This window comes from Nocardioides gansuensis (genome assembly GCF_003076135.1).
GTDB classification, from domain to species: Bacteria; Actinomycetota; Actinomycetes; order Propionibacteriales; family Nocardioidaceae; genus Nocardioides; species Nocardioides gansuensis.
The window spans coordinates 114,645-132,872 of record NZ_QDGZ01000005.1 but is presented as its reverse complement, the minus strand read 5'-3'; the positions used below and the strand labels follow the sequence as shown (position 1 = coordinate 132,872).

Genomic DNA, 18,228 nt, shown 5'->3' with positions numbered 1-18,228 from the left:
CGTGGACTGTCAACCCAGCGATCTGAAAGAGGCTCTCCGATGCGCACGCTCGCGACCGCCCTCGTCTCGGTCGTCACTGCTGCGGCCCTTGCCGCGCCCGTGACGACGGCCGAGGCAGCCCCCGTCTCCTCCACCACCATCAACGCGGCCGATGCCGCCCGCCCGGCGCCGATCAAGATGACGACGTCGCCCAAGGCCTACTCGCACTACGGCATGCAGGGCGTGAAGGTCACCGCGGTGACCGGCAAGGGCAGCCGCGGCAAGGTGACGTTCATCGTCAACGGCGCTTTGGCCGACAAGAAGAAGATCAAGAAGGGCAAGGCGTCCTACCGGATGTCGCAGGCCGCGGCCCCGGGCAAGTACGTCGTCAAGGCGAAGTACAAGACCCGCAAGGGCAAGACCTCGGTCCGGGTCTTCGACTCCTCGCTCAACGTCAACGCCGTCGAGTTCACCGTCTCCGAGTCGGCGCTGGCCAACGACTACACCTACGACCCGGGCTCGCTCACCGGCGTCGTGAAGTACAAGGACAAGATCGCCACCGAGGGCTATGTCGACATCTACAAGGACGGCAACGTCAAGGGCGGCAGCAGCAGCCCCGACTACTGCTGCATGGCCTCCGTCGGCGACAACGGCGCCTTCGAGTTCCAGAGCTACTCCTTCCTCGAGAGGGTCGCCGACGAGTACCCCGTGGGCGACTACGTCTTCAAGGCGTTCTACACCGACGGCCCGGAGTTCTCGGACTACATCTACTCCCAGCCGATCGTCGTGCACGTCGTGCCGTGACCTGCTGACACCGCGCGAGGCCGCCGTCCGACACCGTCGGGCGGCGGCCTCATCGCACTCCCCCAGCCCCCGACCGCACCCACCACACCCGCCCGCGCGCCGGGCGTGGAAGCCGTGCCCAACCGCCGCTCGACATGCGAGGATCCGCACTCAGGGAGCACCACCAAGCGATGAAAGGCACGCCTCATGACGTCGATCCTCGACGGCTTCACCGACATCGAGATCTCCCGCATCAAGGCCGCGGGCACCGAGGTCACCCTGCCGGAGGGCTGGTCCCCGATCTCCGAGAGGACCCCTGCCGACAAGGCCTACATCATCGTCGACGGTGAGGTCTCGGTCCGGAAGGGCGGCCAGGAGATCGCCCGCCTGGGCGCCGGCGAGATCATCGGCGAGGCCGCGATCGTCAACCACACGCTGCGCACGGCCTCGATCGTCGCGGTGACGCCGCTCAAGCTCATCCACTACACCGCCGAGGCGGTCGAGCAGCTGGTCACCGAGATCCCGGCGTTCGGCGACGCGCTCCGCAACGCGCACGCGGAGCGCGCCAGCGAGAGCTGAGGCGGCCGTCCGCGTGACCGACGACCCGGCGCCCGCGACCTCGTCGTACGACGACCTCGCCGCCGCCTTCGACCAGGTCGAGGCCTTCCTCCTGGGCGACGCCCCGACCCTCACCCGGGTGGACGTGGCCGCCCGGGCCGGGGTCCCCCTCGAGCTCGCCGAGGAGCTGTGGCGGCTGCTCGGCTTCGCGCACCGCACCGACGAGGACGTCGCGTTCGCCGAGAGTGACGTGCACGCCCTGCAGATGACGGTCGACCTGATGCGGATGGGCATCCTCGACGAGGAGTCCCAGTCCGCCCTGGTCCGCACCTGGGGTCGCAGCTATGCCCGGCTCGCCGAGTGGCAGGTCTCGCTGCTCGCCGGCCTGGCCCTGGAGGGCCCGGACCCCGACGTCCGGCTCGCCGAGCTGGCCGCCGGAGTGCTGCCGCGCGTCGAGGCGCTGCAGGCCTACGTGTGGCGGCGGCACCTCGCCAGCGCCGCCAGCCGCCTGCTGATGAACGCCACGAGCGGCACCCCCGAGCCGGCGCGGGCCGTGTGTTTCGTCGACATCGTCGGCTACACCACCCACAGCAAGACGATGGACGAGGCGGCCCTCGTCGAGTGGATCGAGCGCTTCGAGCAGGACACCACCGGCACGGTCACCGACCATGGTGGCCAGGTCATCAAGACAATCGGCGACGAGATCCTCTTCACCGCCGACGACCTCGTCGGCGCGATCGAGGTGGCGCTCGAGCTGACCGCTCGCGGGGCCGACGAGGAGGACCCGTTCCCGGCGGTGCGCGCGGGGCTCGCCTACGGCGAGGTCGTCACCCGGCTCGGCGACGTCTTCGGGCACACGGTCAACATCGCCGCCCGGCTCACGTCCGTCGCCCGGCCCGGCACGCTCGTGGTCGACCGGGGGGCGTACGACGGGCTGATGGGGCCCGACGGGCCCGCGGACCGGGGCGAGGACACCGACGACGAGGTGGAGCCGGACGGGCCAGAGGGCGCCCACGACGAGCCGGACCCCTCGCCGTACAAGCTGAAGCGGCTGCGCCGCGTGTCGGTGAAGGGCTACTCCCGCCTCGAGGCGTGGCACCTGCGGCGCCGCAAGCCCGCCGAGGACGACTGACCCGTCCGCGCGGAGCGGGGACGGGTCAGTGGCGGTGATTCAGCCTGAATCACCAGGTCACGGCAGCGGCGCCACGCAGGTCGGGATCTCACCCGGGAGCGGCAGCGGCTGGCCCGGCAGACAGGTGGGCAGCGGGAGACCCGGGTCGGTCGCCGTGCTCGTCGGCACCTCCGGCAGGCACGGCGCGGTGCCCGGGAGGCAGGTCGGCACCGGGTCGCTCGCGGTCGTCGTGGCGGTGACCGTCGGCGAGGTGGACGTCGTGGGCGCGGTGCTCGCCGTGCTGGTCGGGCCGGCGGTGCTGCTCGGCGAGGCGGCCTGCTTGGCCAGGCACGCGTTGTGGGCGGTGGTGGCGATGGCGAGCCACTCCTTCTGGAAGCGCAGCTGCTTCCTGGCCTTCTTCAACTTCTTGTAGAGCTTCCGCTTCTGGACGCCCTGGGCCTTCTTCCACTTCTTCTTCAGCCGCGCGACCTTCTTCTTCGCCGAGGTGAAGGCGGCCTTCGCGTCGGTCACCTCCTGCTGCTCGGCGGAGCAGCCGGCGGCACGCACCGAGGAAGAGGCCGACTCGACCGCCGTGGCAGAGGCGCCGACGCCGAGCATCACCACGAAGCCGGCGAGGGCGACGGCCATCGCGACGAGCGCCGCGAGCGGGGCAGAGAGCGAGCTCGAGCGCGAGCTGGTGTACATGGGTCCTCCCAGGTCCGGGCGCCCGACGCGGGCGTCCTGAGGAGGAGACGTCCGTCAGGGGAGAACGTGACGCCGGTCTTTCCAGGATCCTGAGGACCGGATGGCCCTGGCCGGACGTGCCTGCGGGCACCGCTCTCAGGGCACATGAAAGCCCGGCCGCTGTTGACGGGGGAAACAACAACGACCGGGCAATGGCCAATTTACCCCGCGTTCACCGCGGACCACAACCGCCTGGCCGAAAGTCCCGGTGATTCGCATCTCACCGGATGGTGACCTGGCGGTTGGCGAGGCCCGCGCGGGCCGAGCGCTCGGCCGCGGAGAGCTCTCCGCCGGAGGCCATGGCGTCGGCCAGGTCGCGACCGAACCGGGCGGCCGGCTCCTCCAGCACCTCGGCACCCGTGCCCACCGGCAGGTCCCACACCGGGGCCAGCAGGCCGTGTGCGCGGAACATGCCGACGAGCCGCGAGCCGTCGGCGATCACGTCCTGGCCGGCGGCGTGCAGCCGGGCCAGCGCGGAGAGCAGCTCGTCCTCCGGGTGCGGCATCACCCAGCGCAGGTGCTCCTTGGAGCCGACGCTGGTCCAGTACGCCGCCTCGACCGACGCCAGCCGCACCGTCGGGTTGGCCGCCGCATTGGCCTGCTCGAGCGCGGCTGTGACCGTCGGGTCCTCCTCCAGGTCGTCGACCCAGTAGCCGAACCCGTCGTGCACGGTGATGTCGAGCTCGGAGTCGCTGACCAGGTCCTGCAGGCGCGGGCCGTCGCCGGGGGCGGAGGCGAGGCCGATGACGCCCGGCTCCTCGGTCGCCAGCGCCTTCTCGAGCACCGCGCCCAGGTCGCGCGCGGGATCGCCGTACTGGTGCTGCACCTGCAGGCCGAGCCAGATCGCGCCGCCCTCGCGCACCATCGCCGGGGCGGCCGCGGGGAGCAGGGAGCACAGGCGAACGGGGCGGTCGGTCTCCTTGACCGCCAAGGGCGCGGTCGCGGCCGGCACCAGCTCCCGCATGGCGATCACGTCGCACTCGCTCGGCATGCCCTCGAAGGGGCGGGCGACGTAGGGCGCGGGGGCGCCGCCGGCTGCGCCGTGGCACGCCTTGTAGCGCTTGCCAGAGCCGCAGGGGCAGGGCTGGCGGGGGCCGACCTCCCCGGCTGGGGGGGACTCACGTGCCTTCGTGCGGGACTTCTTCGCCATGGGCGCCAACCTATCTGGCGTAGCGCCTCCCCCCGTTCTGGGCGTCGAGCAGCTGGATCATGTAGGCCGGCTTGTCGCTGATGATCGCCCGGGCGCCGACGTCGAGGCAGGTCTGCAGCTGCTCCGGGGTGTTGACGGTCCAGACGTGGATGTCGCGGCCGGACTTGCGCAGCGCCTTGGCGAAGGTGGGGTGGTCCTGCAGCTCGGTGACGCCGGGGCCCAGGATCCAGCTCGGCCCGATGGCCTGCTTGAGCAGCGGCCAGTGGTGGGCCTTCTCGATCAGGATGACCACCCGCAGGTCGGGGGCCAGGTGGCGGATCCGGGCGATCGCGGTGCGGCTGAAGCTCATCACCCGCACCGGCGAGTCGCGCCCGTCCCACCCGAAGTCGGCGAGCAGCTCGACCAGGCGCCGCTCGACGAGCCCGCCGTAGCGGGTGGGGTGCTTGGTCTCGATGGCCAGCTCCACACCCTGCCCGTGGTCGGCGACCGTCTCGAGCAGCTTGCGCAGCGTGAGCACCTTGCCCGTCTCCGGATCCCGGTCGGGCGCCTCGTCGTCGAGCTCGGCCCACGGGTTCTTCCACGACGCGAAGTCGAGCTGGTCGAGCTCGGCCAGGTTCATCGTCGACACAACGCCGCGGGTGGCCGCCGTACGCCGCAGGTCGCGGTCGTGCACGCAGACGAGATGTCCGTCCGCGGTGAGCCGCACGTCGCACTCCAGGGCTTCGGCCCCGACCTCGAGGGCACGTGTGTAGGCCAGCAGCGTGTGCTCGGCGGTGTCGTGGCTGGCGCCCCGATGGGCGACGACCTGCGGCCTCATGGCGCGAGCCTAGTGCGGCTGCATCGCCGAGGTTTCGGCCGAGTGGTGTCCGGGTCCGCCGGTCGGCGGGCGCGATCACAGAGCCGTCCGCACCCGGCGCCGCCGCCGCGGGCGGTGGGCTGGCAACCGAATCGCGGCGAGGAACGGTTGCATACGCACCGCCCGGCGGGGCGTCGGCGGCATTGCCGGGCTGCCGGGCGGCAGACGAGCCGACTCGACGCGGTGCTCGTGTGCAGACGAGCCGACTCGACGGGGTTGTGGTGAGCAGATGCGCCGACTCGACGGGGGCTCAGGCCGAGCGCTGCCAAGGCTTGACGAAATCGTTGCCCGGCAGCCCCATCACCGCGAGGGCCAGCTCGGCGGCCTTCGCGCCGTCGACCTGCTCGCGGACGATGTCGGCGTGACCCGCATGGCGGGCGAACTCCTCCACGATGGCGAGCAGGTGCACGCGCTTGGTGATGGGCGTGGGCTCGTGCTGGCCGAACCAGGGCTGCGGGGGCGCGAGCTCCTCGGCGTCCGGGTCGCTCGCCTCGACCGCCTCGACCAGCCGGCGGGTCGCGTCGTCGTACGTCTCGAGGATGCCCTCCAGGGTCTCGTCGTCGGTGAGGGCGAAGCTGCCGTAGAAGTCGGCGAAGTCCTCGTCGGTGAGGTCCCACCCGCGGGCGCCGCGGTTCTGCGCCTCGCGGCGCTGCCACCCCGTCCAGCTGACGACGAGGTGCTTGAGGATGCCGCCGATCGACAGGTCGCTGCGGGCCGGGGCGAGCCGGCCCTCCTCCTCGGTCAGGCCGTGGGCTGCGTTGCGGACGGCGGCCACCTGCGTGCGCAGGGTGGCGGCGAGGGCAGCGGCTTCGGGGTGGGACATCGGGTCTCCTTCGGTCGGGTTGGGTCGGGGTGTTGCTCCGACTCTCCCGGACCAGGCGGACAGGATCTGTCCGCTGTAGTCAGCCGGTGGCGGCCCTCAGAGCGTCACCGCGGTGCACGGCTGCGGCGCTGCGGCCCGTCACGAAGTCCGTCACGGTGCGCACCACGCCGGGATCGCGGAGCAGGCGTTGGTGACCCAGGCCTTCCGTGGAGACGAGCCGGGCGGGCCACGACTCCACCCACAGCTCGCTCGCCGCGTGTGGGGTCATCCGGTCGTCGCGGTCGTGCACGACGAGGGTGGGCACCGGGTCGACCTCCGCGCCCAGCCGGGCGAGGTCGAACTCCTCGATCGGGTGCCCGACCCGGCGCTCGAGGAGGCGGTCGGTCCTGCGGGTCGTGCGAGGACCGACCCCGAGGGCCGAGAAGAGAGCGTCGCGATGGGTCGACAGCCGGGACATGGGGGCGAGCAGGACCAGGCGCTCCGTGGCGAGCCAGCCGTACTTGAGGCTGAGCAAGGTCGCGACCGCGCCCATCGAGTGCGCGACCACCGCAGATGCGCGGCCGAACCGCGCCGCGACGGCGTCCAGGGCTCGGCCGAACTCGATGGCCGAGGTGCTGCCCGGGCCGAGCGCCCCCGGCTCCGAGTCCCCGTGGGACGGGCCGTCGAAGAGGACCACGCGATGACCGGCGCTGACGAGGGGCTCGACGAACGCGGCGAGCTGGTCGGCGCGGCCGCCCCAGCCGTGGACCAGGTAGACGGCGGGACCGCGGCCCCAGTACAGGCCGCGGACGGCATGCCGCTGGGCGTGGACCTCGAACGGCGTGCCGCCGGGCGGGACCTCGCCAGCCGGCCTCGGCGGCGGGAGGCGGAACCACAGGTCCGTGGCCAACCGGGCCGACAGCCCGGGTGCGACCAGCTCGCCCAGGCGGAAGCCGACGCGATAGAGACGAACGGTCGTGCTTTTTTGTGAAGCCATGAGGACTCTCTCGTTCTCCATGTGGGGGGTCAGTGCGTGCCGCGGGCCGCGACGACGAGGGACTCGAAGGCCGTGCGCGTGCGAGCACCCGCGCGCGGGTCACGCAACAGCCGTACGGCGTGGTGGTGCGCCAGCTCGATGCCGTGCAGCTCGTAGGCGAACTGGTCTGGGTCGAGGTCCTCGCGGAAGTGCCCCTCGCTGATCGCCGTACGCGCCACGGTGGCGATGAGGTCGAGCCAGTCGACCTCGTTGCGGACCAGGGCGTCGCGCAGCCGCCCGGGCCTGTCGTCGAGCTCGGCGGAGGCGGCGACGAACAGGCAGCCATCGCCCTCTTCCGCCCAGGCGACCCAGCGCTCGAAGAGCATGCGGACCCGCGGCTCACCCCGCTCGGTGGCCAGGGCCGGCCGGACCACCCGGTCGATGAAGTGCTCCCGCGCCCGCGCCAGGGTGTCGAGCTGGAGCTGCTCCTTGGAGGCGAAGTGGGCGTAGAGGCCGCTCTTGCTCAGCTCCGTCTGCTCGGCGAGCTGGCCGATGGTGACGCCCTCGAACCCGACCCTGGTCGCGAGGCGGAACGCCTCGTCGAGGATCGTCGACCTGGTGGCCTCACCCTTGCGCATGCTCCCGACGATAGCACGGTCGTGCTTTTTTGGGCCGGATAACGTCCCGGGGGTGCGGCTGAGCAGGGCCGTCGCGGGGTACCGGAGCGCCCCCACGCCCCGATCCCGACCGCCGACAGGGAGGAAAGACCACGTGCCCGAGCTCGACTTCGCCGGCCTGACCATCCACTACGACCACCGCGTCCTCGAGCCCCGGCCCTGGACCGTGGCCCAGTCGGCGTGGGCGGCCGAGCTCCTCGACGAGCTGCCCGAGGGCCCCGTCCTCGAGCTGTGCGCCGGCGTTGGTCAGATCGGGCTGTGCGCGGTGTGGGGCCGGGACCGGCGACTGGTGTGCGTCGACGACAACCCGGTGGCGTGCGGCTATGCGCTCGCCAACGCCGAGGCTGCGGGTCTTGCCGGGCAGGTCTCGGTGCGGGAGCTGCCGCTCGACACCGCGGTGGCCGAGTCCGAGCGCTTCGCCCTCGTCATCGCCGACCCGCCGTGGGTGCCGCATGACCAGGTCGGCCGGTTCCCCGAGGACCCGCCGCACGCCATCGACGGCGGGGCGGACGGCCTGGACGTCGCCCGGACCTGCCTGGAGGTCGCCCGCGACCACCTGGTGCCGGGAGGCGCGCTGCTGCTGCAGCTCGGGCCGGGACAGTCCGCCATCCTGGCACCCGAGCTGGACGGCCTCTCGCTCGTCGAGGTGCGCCGCCACGCGGACCGCGGCGAGCTGGCCCTGCTCCAGCCGGCCGAGCGACCGGTGGCCGCATGAGCGGCCCGCACCGACCGCGACTGCCGGCGCCACGGGGGCCGCTGGGCGAGCTGGTGCTGCCCGGTCTGCTCTCCCCGGCCGCCGAGGGACCGCTCCCCATCGACAACGTCCGCGACGTCGCGGCGGCCGGCCCCGACGCCGACGACCTCCACCTCGTGCTGTGGTGCCTGCACCACCTGCACGTCGACGGCTTCGCCGACGTGGACCCCGCCTGGGAGTGGGCGCCGTCCCGCGTGGCGGTGTGGGGCCTGCTGGCCGACCACGTGGAGGCGGAGCTCAGGCTCGCGACCGCCGAGCTGGTCGAGGAGGCGCTCGCCGCCGACGGCCCCGTCCCCGACCGGCTGTTCGCGATGGTCGACGGCTTCGGCGGCGCTTCGGTCGCGTCGTACCTGCGCAAGGACGGGACGGCCGAGCAGTTCCTCGAGCTGCTGGTGCACCGCAGTGCCTACAACCTGCGGGAGTCCGACCCGCAGGCGCTCGTGCTGCCGCGGCTGACCGGCGCGGCGCAGTCCGCCTTGGCGGAGCTGCTGTACGACGAGTACGGCGCCGGTGACCCGGGCCGCCACCACAGCGGGCTGTACGCCCGGGCGATGACCGCGTGCGGGCTGTCGGCGGCCGTGGGCGACTACCTGCGGCGGCTGCCCGGCACGACGCTCGTGGTGCCCAACACCATGCACGTGCTCGGCCTGCAGCGGCGGCTGGCCCCGGCGGCGATGGGCCACTTCGGGGTCTTCGAGGCCACCAGCTCGGGGCCGAGCCGGCTGCTGGCCCGCGCCGCCGAACGGCTCGGCCTGCCCCGCGAGGTGTTCGACTACTACGACGAGCACGTCGAGGCCGACGCGGTGCACGAGCAGCTGGTGTTCCGCTCGATCTGCGGGTCGCTGGCCGACACCGACCCGGCCTGCGTGCCCGAGCTCTTCTTCGGCGCCGCGGCCTGCCTCGTCGTCGAGGACGCGGCCGGGCGCGCGCTCCTCCACGCCTGGGAGGCGGGGCGGTCGAGCCTCCTGGACGACGGCGACAACGAGCAGGTGGCGGTGTGAGCGGGCCGCGGCCGGTGCGCACCTTCGCCTGTCCGGGCGGGCCGCTGCTGCTGCGCGGCGCCGAGGAGGTCGTCGACGGCGACGGCGAGGTCCACGTCGTACGACGCCCGGTCGTGGCGATCTGCCGGTGCGACACCTCTCAGCGCATGCCGTGGTGCGACGGCACCCACCGCTCGCTGCCGCCGGAGCGCCGGCCGGACTAGATGGCCTGCTCGCGTAGGTAGCGGCCGAAGTGGGGCACCGTGAAGGCGATCCGGCCCCGCTCGCCGGAGTAGATGAGCCCCTTCTTGAGCAGGCTGTCGCGCGCCGGGCTCAGCGACTGCGGCTTCTTGCCGAGCGAGGCGGCCACGTCGGCGGTCGGCACGTCGTCGACGTCGCCGAGGTCGACCGCGACATCGGCCATGGCGCGGAGGTAGTCGCGCTCCCCCGGCGTCGCGCGCTCGAAGCGGCTGCCGAAGAAGCCGACGGCGAGCTCCGACTCCGCCTCCGGCGCCGCGACCGCCACGTCGTCGGCGGTGATCGGGCTCTCCGGTGCGAGGTCCCACACGGCCTTGCCGTAGGCCTGGATGAAGTAGGGGTAGCCGCCCGTCGCGGCGTACATCACCTCGAGGGCCTCGGCCGTGTAGGCCGCACCCTCGTCCTCGGCGGGCGCGCTCAGCGCGCGATCGGCGGCCTCGCGGGAGAGGCGGTCGATGCGCTGGTAGCGGAAGAGTCGCTCGGAGTAGGACTTGCTGGCGCTGAGGACCGCCGGCAGGTGGGGCAGCCCGGCGCCGACCACGATGAGCGGGAGGCCGCTCTGGCTCAGCTCGTGGCAGGCGGCGCAGAGCGCGGAGACGTCGTCGGCGCCGAGGTCCTGCATCTCGTCGATGAAGACGCCGACCCCTCTCCCCTGGTCAGCCGCGAGGCCGCCCACGTCGGTGAAGAGCTCGACGAGGTCGATCTCGATGTCGCCCGAGTCGGCGCGCCCCTTGACCGCAGGGGCGTCGATGCCGGGGTGCCACTGGTCCTTGAGCCGGGCCCCCACGCCGGCGTCGCGCTGGGCGAACGAGCGGATCACGCCGAGCACGTGGTCGACGCTGTCCGCGTCGCGGTGGCCGAGTTCGCGGACTGCCTGGTGCAGGGCGCTGCTGAGCGGGCGCCGCAGGCCCTGGTCGGGGCGGGCCTCGAGCTTGCCGGTGCCCCACTTCTTGCGGACGGCCGCGCTGCGCAGGGCGTTGAGCAGCACGGTCTTGCCCACCCCCCGCAGGCCGGTGAGCACCAGGCTGCGCTCCGGCCGCCCCGCCGACACCCGCTCGATCACGACGTCGAAGGCGCCGAGCTGCTCGTCACGGCCGGCGAGCTCCGGCGGGCGCTGGCCGGCGCCGGGTGCGTAGGGGTTCCGGATTGGGTCCACGATGGGACCGTATCGGCTTCTCTAGGGTCTGCCTTAGACATCGGGATAGTCGGCGAGTCGAGGCAGTCACCGGCCTAGACTCGGCGGCATGCCGGAGCTGCCCGAGGTGGAGGCCCTGGCCCTCGACCTGAGGGGCCGCCTCGTCGACCGCGCGATCACCCGCGTCGACCTCGCGGCGTTCAGCGCGCTCAAGACCTTCGACCCGCCGCTGCAGGCGCTGCACGGCACGCTCGTCGAGGACGTGACGCGGCACGGAAAGTTCCTCGACATCACCGCCAGCGGGCTGCACCTGGTGGTCCACCTGGCGCGCGCCGGCTGGATCCGCTGGAAGGAGGAGGTGCCGGCACTGCCGGCCCGCCCCAACAGCAAGTCGCCGCTCGCCGCCCGGGTGGTCATCGACGACACGTCCGGGCTCGACATCACCGAGGCCGGCACGAAGAAGAGCCTCGCGCTGTACGTCGTACGCGACCCGTCCGACGTCGAGGGGATCGCGCGCCTCGGGCCGGACCCGCTCGACGACGCCTTCACGATCGACGTGCTCCGGGAGATCCTCGAGCGGGAGGGGCGCAAGCAGATCAAGGGCGTCCTGCGGATGCAGTCGCTGATCGCCGGCATCGGCAACGCCTACTCCGACGAGCTGCTGCACGCGGCGCGGCTCTCGCCGTTCAAGCCCGCCAACAGCCTCGACGACACCGAGCTGCAGACGCTGTACGACGCCGTCAAGGGCGTGCTGGGCGACGCGGTCGAGCGCTCCCGCGGACTCGCGGCGAGCGAGCTGAAGGGCGAGAAGAAGAGCAACCTGGCCGTGCACGGGCGCACCGGCCAGCCGTGCCCGGTCTGCGGCGACACCGTCCGGGAGGTGTCGTTCGCCGACTCGAGCCTGCAGTACTGCCCGACCTGCCAGACCGGCGGCAAGCCGCTGGCGGACCGGCGGCTGAGCAAGCTGCTCAAGTAGCTGCGGCGGATCCGGTCACTCGGACGGCGCCTCGGTGGGCGCCTCGGGGACCTCGATGTGGTCGAGCGGGGAGCCGCAGGTGTCGGTGGTGTACTTCGCGAACGCCTCGGCCTGCCTCTTCTCCTCGTCGGAGTAGTCCTCCTCGAGCTTCTCGAAGTCCTCCTGGCTGGCGTCCGCGTCGAGGTCGTCGATCTCCTCGACGGTCTTCTCGAAGCCGGCGCGGGCGTCGTCGGGGATGTCCGCCGGCGTGCCGGCCTTCTCCATCTCGGCGCCCCACTCCTTGACCCGCTTGATGATGGTCGCGTCGTCGGCGTCGCCGAGCTCCGCAGCGTCCGCGAAGAGGCTGCTGTAGGCATCGCAGAAGGCCTCGTCGGTGGCGTCGGTGGGCGCACCGCCCCCACACCCGACGGCAGCACCGCCGACGAGCACCAGCGTGGCGGCGACCAGGGCCTTCTTCATGACTGTCCCCTCAGGTGTGGTGGCGTGCGGAAGACACGGGGTCGGGGCACACCATGCCCCATCCGCGCACGATCAAGACTCCCCCGGGTCCCCGAACGCCTGCGGCAGCGGCAGCTCGAGCGCGCGCCGCAGCCGGGTGAGGTAGGTCTCGCGCGGCACCTCCACCACGCCGAGGCTGGCGAGGTGGTCGGTCCGCCACTGAACGTCGAGCAGCCTCCCCGACGCGTGCCCGTCGGTCATCAGGTCGACCAGGCCGACGAGCGCCACCTTCGACGCGTCCCGATCCCGGTGGAACATCGACTCGCCTGCGAACAGGCCGCCGATCGCCACGCCGTACAGCCCACCGGCCAGCCGCCCGTCGCGCCAGGTCTCCACCGAGTGGGCCCAGCCGAGGGCGTGCAGCCCGACGTACGCCGAGCGCACGGCGTCGTCGATCCAGCCACCCTCGCCCCGGGCTGGGTCGGCGCAGGCGTCGATGACCTCCTCGAAGGCGGTGTCGACGCGGATCTCGAAGTCGCGGCACGAGCGGCGCAGCGACCGGGTCATCCGCAGGTGGTCGAGCGGGAGGACGCCCCGGTCCACCGGCGAGAACCATCCCATCGGGTCGCCGCGCATCGCGACGGGCATCGGGAACAGTCCTTGCCGGTAGGCCGCGAGCAGGGTGCCGGGCGCGAGGTCGGCACCGAGGGCGACCAGGTCGTCGTCCTCCCACAGGCCTGGCTCGGGGAAGACCCACGGCGTGGGCGGCGGCTCGAACGGCACGTCGGCCAACCTAACCGGTGACAACTCATCCGCCCCGGCGTGCGTCAGACTCGCAGCAACTCCGGGAAGGAATGCCATGAAGCTCCTGCTCGCCACCGCGCTCGTCGCGACCAGCCTGTACGCCGTGTCGCCGGCGTCCGCCTTCGAGCCGACCTGCGATGACAACACGCCGACCATCGTGGGCACGCCTGGCGACGACACGGTGCTGGGCACGCCGGGGGACGACGTCATCATGAGCTTCGAAGGCAACGACGACATCGACGCGGGCGGCGGCAACGACCTCGTCTGTGCAGGCGAGGGGGACGACACTGTTCTCGGCGGTGACGGCAGTGACCGCCTTTTCGCCGGATCCGGGGACGACGTGCTCCGCTCGGACGACTGGGGTGCCGGTCACCACTGGAACCGCGTCGGAGGCGACTTCCTCTCGGGTGGACCGGGGTCGGACGACCTCCGCCTCGACTCGCGCAACGGCGCGGCGTACGCCGGGTATGGCCACGACTGGATGATGTTGATCCCCTCAGCCATCGACGGACGGGCCTACGGGGAAGAGGGCAATGACAGGATCCACGCGGAGGCGGTGCCCGGGGTCGTGCTCGACGCTGGCCGCGGGAGGGACCACATCTCCACCTGGCTGGAGAACCACGTGCGCGGGTTCCAGTGGTGGGGTGCCCAGGGCCGCGACGAGCTGACCTTCCAGACATGGGGGCTGGACGTGCCTCGCGGCACGGAGATCACGATGGCGAACGGCCGGCTGAGGGTCGACGGTCGACGCATGGGCAGCTACGACGGGATCGAGGAGTTCGAGCCCACTGACAGCGTCGGTCTGCGCTGGGTCTTCCGTGGCACCCCGAGACTCGACGACTTCGAGGTCGAGGGTTCGCTCGCGAAGAGCCTGGACGCACGCACCTTCGGCGCCAACGACGTCGTCCAGGGCACCACCGGCCGCGACAGGCTCGACCTCGGGAGCGGTCGGGACAAGGCGCGCGCCGGCCGCGGCCGCGACGTCTGCATCAGCGCTGAGCGGGCCATGGGCTGCGAGGTGCGGCGCTGACCCTCCCACCCCCGCCATAAGATCGCCGCATGGGCATCAAGGGCTCCGTGGGCAAGCGGCTGGCTCCCAAGATCACCGAGATGGCGCCGGGCCTGACGACCGGGTTCGTGCGCGAGGCGCTGACCCGCGCCATCGACGGTGCGGGCCCGCTGCCGGGCGCCCGGGCGGCGGCCGAGCGCCAGCTCAAGGCCCACGGCGGCGACGTCGACCTGGCCATCCACGACGTCATCGAGACCCACGTGCGGCTGGCCGGGGCCCAGGGCTTCCTCACCAACATCGGTGGCCTGGTCACCGCCACCGTCGCGATCCCGGCCAACCTCGCCGGGCTGGCGGTCGTGCAGTGCCGGATGATCGCGGCGATCGCCCACCTCCGCGGCCACGACCTCGCCGACCCGCGGGTGCGCAACGCCGTCCTGGTCACGCTCCTCGGCGAGGAGTCGGTCGAGGAGATGGTGAAGCGCAAAAAGCTCCCCGCGCCCCCGATGGCGATCGCCACCGCACCGAGCCACGACCCGCTGCTCGACGCCAAGATCTCCGCGGAGGTCGCCAGTGACCTGATCGCGCGGGTGGCCGGCAAGCGGCTCGCGACGACGGTCGGGCGCCGGGTGCCGGTCGTGGGCGGGCTGGTCGGCGCCGGCGCCGACGGCTTCGCGACGTGGAAGGTCGGCCGCTACGCCGACCGCGAGCTCCTGCCCCGCAGCCGCCGGTAGACCCCCAGCGCACCCCGTCCGGGAGCGCTGGTCTCCAGCGAGTGCACGGCCTTCTCGCGCAGCCGGTACGACGGGCGCAGGTAGGACCGCTCGAGCGCGGCCCGGGCCTCGTCGAGCTCGCGGTGCAGCTCTGCCTCGACCGCGCGCAGCCGGGAGCCCTCGACCAGCAGCGCGCTGATCGCGTCGAGAGCCGCGGGGAGCAGCTCGTCGGCGGGCGCCGTGTCGGGGTCGACGAAGTCGCCCGGGGGCGGGCCCACCAGGTCGGCGACGTCGCCGACGACGTCGTACCCACGCCTGGTGATCTCCTCCCCCCACGCGCGGGAGAGGTCCTGCGCCCAGGCGTGCTTCTCCGGCGGGAGCCCGAGGCGGGCGGAGTCGGTGCGGCGGGAGAGGGTCTGGTGGGCGAGCAGCTCGCGCACCAGCGGGCGGTAGTCGGGCGGGTCGACGATCGGCACGACCCGCTTGTTGACCAGCCGCAGCAGCGCGGTCTCGGGCACGCCGAGGGAGGGGTTGGCGCGCTCCGGGGTCAGGTCGAGGTCGAGGCCGTCGAGCCCGAAGGTGCGGCTGAAGCGCCGCCACAGCTCGTCGCGCGGCGCACCCGGCGGCGGCACCGTCACCACGTGCACGTGGGAGGGCGGCAGCGAGGAGCCCCAGCGGTCGAGGATGTCCGGGATCTCCTGCGCGCCCCAGAACCACGAGCCGATCCGGGTGTCCCGGCCGGGGTCGGCGATGATCTCGAGGAAGCGGGCGTAGGAGACGAGGCTGCGGTGCTTGACGTTCTCCTGCCACTCGGCGGGGATCTGCCGCACCAGGTCGCGCACCGACAGCACCAGGTGCACCTCGGCGCCGCCGAAGGACTCCAGCGCGCGGGCGACCTGGGTCGGGCTCGCCGTCGAGAGGATCTCGTGGCTGATGATCGACGTGCCGTCCCACTCGCGCACCGACGCCGCGAGCCGGTCCCACGCGCCGACGGCCTGGGTCTCGAGCCCGCCCCACGTCAGCCGCATCAGGTCGAGCGCGGCGAGGAAGTGGGCGTCGAACCGGTCGGCGGCATAACGGATGCCCTGCGGCTCCAGCTGCGCCCGGTTGCGGAAGAGGACGTCCTGGAGGTAGGACGTGCCGGTCTTGGGAGTGCCGACGTGCAGCAGCACGCGTCCGCTCATCGCTCCTCCTTCCGCATCCACACCGTGTGCTTCCAGGACGGGTCGGCCAGCATCCGCACCGCCAGCTCGAGGACGGCAGCGTCCAGGTCACCGGCCGCCTCCCCTGCCTCCCGCTGCGCCGGCCCAGGAGCCAGGTCGGAGAGGTCGCCGGCGACAGCGTAGCCAGCCCGCCTCAGCAGCCGGACCTGCCGCTCCGCCTGCGCCGCGAGCCAGTCGCGGTGCTCGGGAGGTACGACGACGGGCGGGGTCGTCGTGCGCGGGATCCGGGGCCACAGCGTCTGCGACATCAGGGCCGCGCGGTCCTCCTTCGGCACCAGCAGCCCGAGGACGGTGGCGATCCGGCGGCCGAGCTCGGCCACGTCGGCACCCGGGGTGTCCACCTGCGGCAGTGACCGTACGCCGAGCAGTCGCGGCAGCCGCGCCGGGTCGGTCACCACGCACACCTCCGCGTGCCGCGCGGCCCACGGCTGGGCCGCCCGGACCAGGTCGACGCGGGTCGGCAGCGCGTCGCGCTCGCGCCAGAACCGCAGCCACTCCGGCCATCCGGTCGAGCTGCGCTCGAAGCAGCGCCGGCTCCAGGTGTCGGCGAGCAGCCGGTCGTAGGGCCCGGCGAGGACCAGGACGGTCGGTCGCCTCCCGCCCGGCGGACGGCCGCGGGCGATCAGGTCGGCACGCAGCTCGGCCGCGACGAGCGGGTCGCCGAGGAGGCGGTAGCGGCGCCGCCAGAGCCGGGCGCGCGGCGAGGTCACCTCGGGGACGCCCAGGCCGACCACGTCGTCGGCGAGCACGCTGGTGGCGACCCGGGTCAGCTCGTGCGCGGGCAGCTCGGCCGGGTCGACCGGGCGCGGGCCCCAGGCCGGCTCGGGGCCGGCGCCGGCCAGCGCCAGGTCGGGCTTGCCCCGACCCGGCGCCGCGGCGGAGAGGATGCGGTCGGCGAGGCCGTCCGCGAGTCGACCACGACTTCCCGCGTTGACCCGGCGGAGCAGCTCGAGCTGCTGGGCCCCCGGGAGCACGCGGGCGGTCGGCTCGTGGTCTCGACTTCGCTCGACCGACCGGGGTCGCTCGACCGACCGGGGTCGCTCGACCGACCAGGGTCGGTCGCCCGCCGTGAGCCACTCGGCCCACGGGGTCGAGCCGCCGTCACGGAGGTGGGCGACCCACCCCCAGGCCCGCGAGTCGCTCACCGCTCGCGCAGGCGACGCGCCTGGTCGCGGAGGCGCCGGACGCTCGACTCGGCCTCCGTCCGCTCGGCCGCCTCGCGGGTCATCACGGTGAGCGCGTCCAGGGCGGCGCCCAGCTGCAGCTTCGGCCCGACCTTGTCGGGGTCGCGCCACTTGGTGCCCTCGGCGGGCAGGCGTGGGCGCAGGTCCTCGGGGTCGCCGATCACGTCGACGCCGCTGCCCTTGATCCAGTCGATCCACAGCTGGCCCTGCGCCTCGGCGTACTCGAACCGGTCGGGCGGCAGCCGCACCGGGATCGAGTCGCGGCTCACGAGCACCTGCTGGGCGAGCAGCTCGCGGATCAGGGAGTCGTAGGTGACGTCGCGCCACATCGGCAGCTCGAGGCGGCGGTTGAGGCGGCGGATCAGCTGGGTCTCGGCGATGCCGAGCGAGCGGTTGGTGCGCTCGGAGTCGAGCGGTGCCCACGCGGGGTCGAGGCCGAAGGCGCGGCAGAACCGCAGCCACAGCTCGTCGCCGCTCGGACCGCGGTCGTGCGGCACGGTCACGACGTGCACCCGCTCCGGCGGCAGCTTGGCGCCCCACGTCGACAGCACCGACGGCAGGTCCATAGCGGCGCGGAACCAGGTCTGGCCGCGCTCCACCTTGTTGAGGAACCGCTCGAAGGACCACTTGCGGCCCTGCTTGATGCTCTCCTGCCACGCGGCCGGCAGCTGGCGGCCGAGGTCACGGGCGGAGTAGACGACGTGCACCTCGCAGCCCTCGAGGTCGTTCATCGCCTTCGCGACCTTGTCCGGCTTGGCCGGCGCGAGGATCTCGTGGCTGATGATCACCGGTCCCTTGGCGCGGCGTACGCGCTTGACCATCGTGTCCCACGAGCCCCTGGCGTGCCCGGGAGCGCCGCCCCAGTCCTGCTCGAGCAGGTCGAGCGCCGCCCGGAAGTGGAAGAGGTCCGCGTCGACGAAGCGGTTCTTGGTCGGGATCGTCACCCCGTGCTCGGCCAGCGACGCCTGGTTGAGCATCAGCCGGTCCTGCAGGTAGGTGGTGCCGGTCTTGGGGGCGCCGATGTGGAGGTGTACGACGCGGCTCATGGTCGCTGAGTCTAGGACCCGCGCCCCGTGGCGGCGCCGCCGAGGATGGGCCGGCTCCCTGGCGGGTACTCGAAG

Annotated in this window: 21 protein-coding genes; 9 read left to right on the top strand and 12 right to left on the bottom strand. The window is 72.9% G+C overall.

Annotated elements, in window-relative coordinates:
• Positions 1 to 39: 39 nt before the first annotated feature.
• The 3 genes from DDE18_RS12455 to DDE18_RS12445 all read left to right on the top strand — a co-directional run bounded on the left by DDE18_RS12455 (position 40) and on the right by DDE18_RS12445 (position 2,452).
• The gene (locus tag DDE18_RS12455; RefSeq protein ID WP_116572605.1) at positions 40 to 783 is read left to right on the top strand and encodes a hypothetical protein; all 744 of its coding nucleotides are present in this window, start codon (positions 40 to 42) and stop codon (positions 781 to 783) included.
• A 186-nt stretch (positions 784 to 969) separates the two neighbouring features.
• Positions 970 to 1,341 carry a cyclic nucleotide-binding domain-containing protein gene (locus DDE18_RS12450; protein ID WP_116572604.1) on the top strand — a complete coding sequence of 124 codons (372 nt, stop codon included), beginning with the start codon at positions 970 to 972 and terminating at the stop codon, positions 1,339 to 1,341.
• A gap of 13 nt (positions 1,342 to 1,354) precedes the next feature.
• Positions 1,355 to 2,452 (top strand): adenylate/guanylate cyclase domain-containing protein, encoded by a 1,098-nt coding sequence (locus tag DDE18_RS12445; protein WP_116572603.1) that lies wholly within the window; start codon positions 1,355 to 1,357, stop codon positions 2,450 to 2,452.
• 57 nt (positions 2,453 to 2,509) lie between these two features.
• On the opposite strand, the gene DDE18_RS12440 is transcribed toward DDE18_RS12445, so the two are convergent.
• From DDE18_RS12440 to DDE18_RS12415, 6 genes are all read right to left on the bottom strand, one after another.
• Positions 2,510 to 3,136 carry a hypothetical protein gene (locus DDE18_RS12440; RefSeq protein WP_116572602.1) on the bottom strand — a complete coding sequence of 209 codons (627 nt, stop codon included), beginning with the start codon at positions 3,134 to 3,136 and terminating at the stop codon, positions 2,510 to 2,512.
• A gap of 259 nt (positions 3,137 to 3,395) precedes the next feature.
• Positions 3,396 to 4,325 (bottom strand): DUF5926 family protein, encoded by a 930-nt coding sequence (locus DDE18_RS12435; protein WP_116572601.1) that lies wholly within the window; start codon positions 4,323 to 4,325, stop codon positions 3,396 to 3,398.
• 10 nt (positions 4,326 to 4,335) lie between these two features.
• The gene (locus DDE18_RS12430; protein ID WP_116572600.1) at positions 4,336 to 5,142 is read right to left on the bottom strand and encodes a glycerophosphodiester phosphodiesterase; all 807 of its coding nucleotides are present in this window, start codon (positions 5,140 to 5,142) and stop codon (positions 4,336 to 4,338) included.
• A 289-nt stretch (positions 5,143 to 5,431) separates the two neighbouring features.
• Positions 5,432 to 6,004 (bottom strand): mycothiol transferase, encoded by a 573-nt coding sequence (locus DDE18_RS12425; RefSeq protein ID WP_116572599.1) that lies wholly within the window; start codon positions 6,002 to 6,004, stop codon positions 5,432 to 5,434.
• Between the two features lie 79 nt (positions 6,005 to 6,083).
• On the bottom strand, positions 6,084 to 7,001 hold the full coding sequence (locus DDE18_RS12420; RefSeq protein ID WP_116572598.1) for an alpha/beta fold hydrolase: 918 nt from the start codon (positions 6,999 to 7,001) through the stop codon (positions 6,084 to 6,086).
• 8 nt (positions 7,002 to 7,009) lie between these two features.
• On the bottom strand, positions 7,010 to 7,597 hold the full coding sequence (locus DDE18_RS12415; protein ID WP_116572597.1) for a TetR/AcrR family transcriptional regulator: 588 nt from the start codon (positions 7,595 to 7,597) through the stop codon (positions 7,010 to 7,012).
• A 133-nt stretch (positions 7,598 to 7,730) separates the two neighbouring features.
• On the opposite strand from DDE18_RS12415, the gene DDE18_RS12410 reads away from it, so the two are divergent.
• Genes DDE18_RS12410 through DDE18_RS12400 form a run of 3 tightly spaced genes read left to right on the top strand, consistent with a single transcriptional unit; the run spans position 7,731 to position 9,594 of the window.
• Positions 7,731 to 8,351 (top strand): methyltransferase, encoded by a 621-nt coding sequence (locus tag DDE18_RS12410; protein WP_245916652.1) that lies wholly within the window; start codon positions 7,731 to 7,733, stop codon positions 8,349 to 8,351.
• The gene (locus tag DDE18_RS12405; protein ID WP_116572595.1) at positions 8,348 to 9,391 is read left to right on the top strand and encodes an iron-containing redox enzyme family protein; all 1,044 of its coding nucleotides are present in this window, start codon (positions 8,348 to 8,350) and stop codon (positions 9,389 to 9,391) included. The genes DDE18_RS12410 and DDE18_RS12405 overlap by 4 nt, the downstream gene beginning before the upstream one ends.
• Positions 9,388 to 9,594, top strand: coding sequence for a CDGSH iron-sulfur domain-containing protein (locus DDE18_RS12400; RefSeq protein WP_170313280.1), 207 nt, complete (start codon positions 9,388 to 9,390; stop codon positions 9,592 to 9,594). Before DDE18_RS12405 ends, DDE18_RS12400 begins: the two co-directional genes overlap by 4 nt.
• Here the strand turns inward: DDE18_RS12400 and DDE18_RS12395 are convergent.
• Positions 9,591 to 10,784, bottom strand: a complete 1,194-nt coding sequence (locus DDE18_RS12395) for an ATP-binding protein (protein ID WP_116572594.1) — start codon at positions 10,782 to 10,784, stop codon at positions 9,591 to 9,593. The genes DDE18_RS12400 and DDE18_RS12395 overlap by 4 nt on opposite strands.
• Positions 10,785 to 10,872: 88 nt before the next feature.
• On the opposite strand from DDE18_RS12395, the gene DDE18_RS12390 reads away from it, so the two are divergent.
• The gene (locus tag DDE18_RS12390) at positions 10,873 to 11,739 is read left to right on the top strand and encodes an Fpg/Nei family DNA glycosylase (RefSeq protein ID WP_116572593.1); all 867 of its coding nucleotides are present in this window, start codon (positions 10,873 to 10,875) and stop codon (positions 11,737 to 11,739) included.
• Positions 11,740 to 11,754: 15 nt separating this feature from the next.
• Here the strand turns inward: DDE18_RS12390 and DDE18_RS12385 are convergent, their stop codons facing one another.
• Positions 11,755 to 12,198 (bottom strand): hypothetical protein, encoded by a 444-nt coding sequence (locus DDE18_RS12385; RefSeq protein ID WP_116572592.1) that lies wholly within the window; start codon positions 12,196 to 12,198, stop codon positions 11,755 to 11,757.
• A 72-nt stretch (positions 12,199 to 12,270) separates the two neighbouring features.
• Positions 12,271 to 12,960: a leucyl/phenylalanyl-tRNA--protein transferase gene (gene aat / locus DDE18_RS12380; protein ID WP_245916651.1), complete on the bottom strand. Its 690-nt coding sequence runs from the start codon at positions 12,958 to 12,960 to the stop codon at positions 12,271 to 12,273.
• Positions 12,961 to 13,036: 76 nt separating this feature from the next.
• Here aat and DDE18_RS12375 point away from each other — a divergent pair, with 76 nt between their 5' ends.
• Both DDE18_RS12375 and DDE18_RS12370 read left to right on the top strand, forming a co-directional pair.
• A complete protein-coding gene (locus tag DDE18_RS12375) occupies positions 13,037 to 14,011 on the top strand; it encodes a calcium-binding protein (RefSeq protein ID WP_116572590.1) in 975 nt (324 codons plus the stop codon).
• Positions 14,012 to 14,040: 29 nt separating this feature from the next.
• Entirely contained in the window at positions 14,041 to 14,721 is a 681-nt protein-coding gene (locus tag DDE18_RS12370) for an EcsC family protein (protein ID WP_116572589.1), read from the top strand.
• Here DDE18_RS12370 and DDE18_RS12365 read toward each other — a convergent pair.
• The 3 genes from DDE18_RS12365 to DDE18_RS12355 are packed head-to-tail and all read right to left on the bottom strand — an operon-like array spanning position 14,682 to position 18,153.
• Positions 14,682 to 15,884: a hypothetical protein gene (locus DDE18_RS12365; RefSeq protein WP_116572588.1), complete on the bottom strand. Its 1,203-nt coding sequence runs from the start codon at positions 15,882 to 15,884 to the stop codon at positions 14,682 to 14,684. The genes DDE18_RS12370 and DDE18_RS12365 overlap by 40 nt on opposite strands.
• Positions 15,881 to 17,068 carry a hypothetical protein gene (locus DDE18_RS12360; protein WP_116572587.1) on the bottom strand — a complete coding sequence of 396 codons (1,188 nt, stop codon included), beginning with the start codon at positions 17,066 to 17,068 and terminating at the stop codon, positions 15,881 to 15,883. Before DDE18_RS12360 ends, DDE18_RS12365 begins: the two co-directional genes overlap by 4 nt.
• Complete coding sequence (locus tag DDE18_RS12355; protein WP_116572586.1) at positions 17,065 to 18,153, bottom strand: hypothetical protein; 1,089 nt, start codon at positions 18,151 to 18,153, stop codon at positions 17,065 to 17,067. The genes DDE18_RS12360 and DDE18_RS12355 overlap by 4 nt, the downstream gene beginning before the upstream one ends.
• Positions 18,154 to 18,228: the final 75 nt, after the last annotated feature.

Coding starts and splice junctions, on each gene's coding strand:
- DDE18_RS12455 (WP_116572605.1), top strand. CDS start 40: ATGCGCACGCTCGCGACCGCCCTCGTCTCGGTCGTCACTGCTGCGGCC.
- DDE18_RS12450 (WP_116572604.1), top strand. CDS start 970: ATGACGTCGATCCTCGACGGCTTCACCGACATCGAGATCTCCCGCATC.
- DDE18_RS12440 (WP_116572602.1), bottom strand. CDS start 3,136: ATGTACACCAGCTCGCGCTCGAGCTCGCTCTCTGCCCCGCTCGCGGCG.
- DDE18_RS12435 (WP_116572601.1), bottom strand. CDS start 4,325: ATGGCGAAGAAGTCCCGCACGAAGGCACGTGAGTCCCCCCCAGCCGGG.
- DDE18_RS12430 (WP_116572600.1), bottom strand. CDS start 5,142: ATGAGGCCGCAGGTCGTCGCCCATCGGGGCGCCAGCCACGACACCGCC.
- DDE18_RS12425 (WP_116572599.1), bottom strand. CDS start 6,004: ATGTCCCACCCCGAAGCCGCTGCCCTCGCCGCCACCCTGCGCACGCAG.
- DDE18_RS12420 (WP_116572598.1), bottom strand. CDS start 7,001: ATGGAGAACGAGAGAGTCCTCATGGCTTCACAAAAAAGCACGACCGTT.
- DDE18_RS12415 (WP_116572597.1), bottom strand. CDS start 7,597: ATGCGCAAGGGTGAGGCCACCAGGTCGACGATCCTCGACGAGGCGTTC.
- DDE18_RS12405 (WP_116572595.1), top strand. CDS start 8,348: ATGAGCGGCCCGCACCGACCGCGACTGCCGGCGCCACGGGGGCCGCTG.
- DDE18_RS12390 (WP_116572593.1), top strand. CDS start 10,873: ATGCCGGAGCTGCCCGAGGTGGAGGCCCTGGCCCTCGACCTGAGGGGC.
- DDE18_RS12385 (WP_116572592.1), bottom strand. CDS start 12,198: ATGAAGAAGGCCCTGGTCGCCGCCACGCTGGTGCTCGTCGGCGGTGCT.
- DDE18_RS12375 (WP_116572590.1), top strand. CDS start 13,037: ATGAAGCTCCTGCTCGCCACCGCGCTCGTCGCGACCAGCCTGTACGCC.
- DDE18_RS12370 (WP_116572589.1), top strand. CDS start 14,041: ATGGGCATCAAGGGCTCCGTGGGCAAGCGGCTGGCTCCCAAGATCACC.
- DDE18_RS12365 (WP_116572588.1), bottom strand. CDS start 15,884: ATGAGCGGACGCGTGCTGCTGCACGTCGGCACTCCCAAGACCGGCACG.
- DDE18_RS12355 (WP_116572586.1), bottom strand. CDS start 18,153: ATGAGCCGCGTCGTACACCTCCACATCGGCGCCCCCAAGACCGGCACC.